Annotated in this window: 1 protein-coding gene and 2 pseudogenes; 1 reads left to right on the forward strand and 2 read right to left on the reverse strand. The window is 52.7% G+C overall.

Annotated features, from left to right (window positions below):
* Positions 1 to 24: 24 nt before the first annotated feature.
* Both RMO15_RS10230 and RMO15_RS10235 read right to left on the reverse strand, forming a co-directional pair.
* Positions 25 to 159: a hypothetical protein gene (locus RMO15_RS10230; protein ID WP_309711524.1), complete on the reverse strand. Its 135-nt coding sequence runs from the start codon at positions 157 to 159 to the stop codon at positions 25 to 27.
* A gap of 68 nt (positions 160 to 227) precedes the next feature.
* Positions 228 to 491 (reverse strand): annotated as a pseudogene (locus RMO15_RS10235) (integrase core domain-containing protein); the annotation flags it as partial.
* 1,016 nt (positions 492 to 1,507) lie between these two features.
* On the opposite strand from RMO15_RS10235, the pseudogene RMO15_RS33235 reads away from it, so the two are divergent.
* Positions 1,508 to 1,702: pseudogene (locus RMO15_RS33235) on the forward strand (hypothetical protein); the annotation flags it as partial.
* Positions 1,703 to 1,856 lie beyond the last annotated feature (154 nt).

Below are 1,856 nucleotides of genomic sequence, written 5' to 3' on the forward strand. Positions count from 1 at the left end.
TGGATGTCTCAGGTGAATCGCATCTTATGATGCCAGCACCTTCTCCAGATAGGTCACGTCCCAGCCCGCCATATGACGCTTGGTCTGAACGCTCACTTTCTCACGGGTTTCCCTCGTGAGAAGAGAGAGGGCCAAGCGGCGAAAGACTCCAAGGCTCACCGCAGCGTTACCGCTTACACGAGATAAATCCTCGCGAAAGAATACTGACCTATGCCCAATATTTCGGACTACCAGTTAAGCAGAGCCGACGATAAAGTAGCTTGCCTCTCGAACTCGACAGGACTGATATAGCCCAGAGACGAGTGACGTCGATGACGATTGTACCAAACCTCCAACCATTCAAAGATTTTGGAGCGGGCGGCAGCACGAGTCACGAAATCGCAACGATGCACCAGCTCCTGCTTCAGAGTTCCAAAGTAGCTTTCCACAGGGGCATTGTCCCAGCAGTTACCACGACGGCTCATGCTACATGAGATACCAGCAGACTCCAGACGACCCTGGAAGTCGCCGCTGGCACACAGGGGGGCGAGCATACTTTCACCGATTCCTAAATCGCGGGCGACGGCGGATACGTTTCCCCGCTCGATGGCGAGGCGAACCGCTTCCTTCTTAAACTCCCCGGTAAAGGAGCGGCGAGGCTTTGATTCTGTGGTGGGGGCTTGGCCCCCAGATTTCGATTTTGACATTTTGACTCCCAGATTTTTACAGGAAATTCTGCTTAACTGCGAGTCCGAAATAATGGGGTAGGGTCAAGATTTCTCATCTACACGAGGCCAATATCGAGCGATTTGTCGTGCGTGGAGCTACTAACTTGACCTTTCGGCGCAGTAGCTCACGTGCTGCCAAGCCAGGAGCACGCGGCAGAAAGCCCACACTCGGAGAAGTCGTTCGCCCCTTGCCACGAACTTTCAAGGGCAAACTTATCCCTGGCAATGACGCCCACCGAGTGGAGACGTTTTGGGAAGGTAAGTATGAAGTCGTGGGACTTTGGTTCGACTCGCTCGTGGTGGCAGACTGTCCTTATGTCTTCTCCTGCTTGGTGATTTACCATCCCAAATACAAAAAGCCTTGGGTTCTACTCACTGATATACAAGCAGGCGCGGAGACCATTTTTCTTCTCTATCGTTGTCGCTGGCCCGTCGAATCGTTGCCGCAAACGGGAAAACAGCTCCTTGGTGGACATCGCTCCTTTGTCCATTCGGAAACATGCACTTACCGCCTTCCTGAACTTTGCTTGTTAGCCGCCAGTATTTCTCAGTACCTCTCGGCCACTTCGCCTGCGGTCGCGACGGGTTTCTGGGATAGGAATCCGATGCCCACTCCGGGGCGGTTCGCCTGTGCTTTACGCGGTGCAATCATGCCCGATTTTGATACACTTAGCGGTGTCAGTGCCAGAGTTCGTCGAAAAGCATCGGTTCATGTGCACTTGCCCAAGGGAATCCTGGGTCATCGCCGCCAGCGGCGAGAAGCCAAGACCCCCTCACTTACCGGAAACTAGAGTCTTAATGCTTGGCAGCGCTACTTCAACGCGGAGCGACTCCATTCCAGCCTAGGCTACCTGACGCCAGCAGAGTTCGCAGCCTCTTTCTCTTCTCTAGAAGCGGACGAGAAGCCAGGCGATTCTACGAAGGGCTTACCTTCGGCGGAACCAAATGCCGAAGGAAAAAAAGCGGTAAAGACTCAAGACGGCGATGGTACATAAAATGGGGGCAGCTCATCTTGAGGAGTAATCTCTGCAATATTCACAAGACGATAACCCGCTTTTCGCTTAGCCTCACAAGCTCTTGAAAAAGAAACTCCTGGCTGTTGATGAATTTTTTGGCAAATTGCTGCGAGACTTTTTTTGAATCGTACAT

The organism is Armatimonas sp. (assembly GCF_031410135.1).
Taxonomy (GTDB): Bacteria; Armatimonadota; Armatimonadia; order Armatimonadales; family Armatimonadaceae; genus Armatimonas.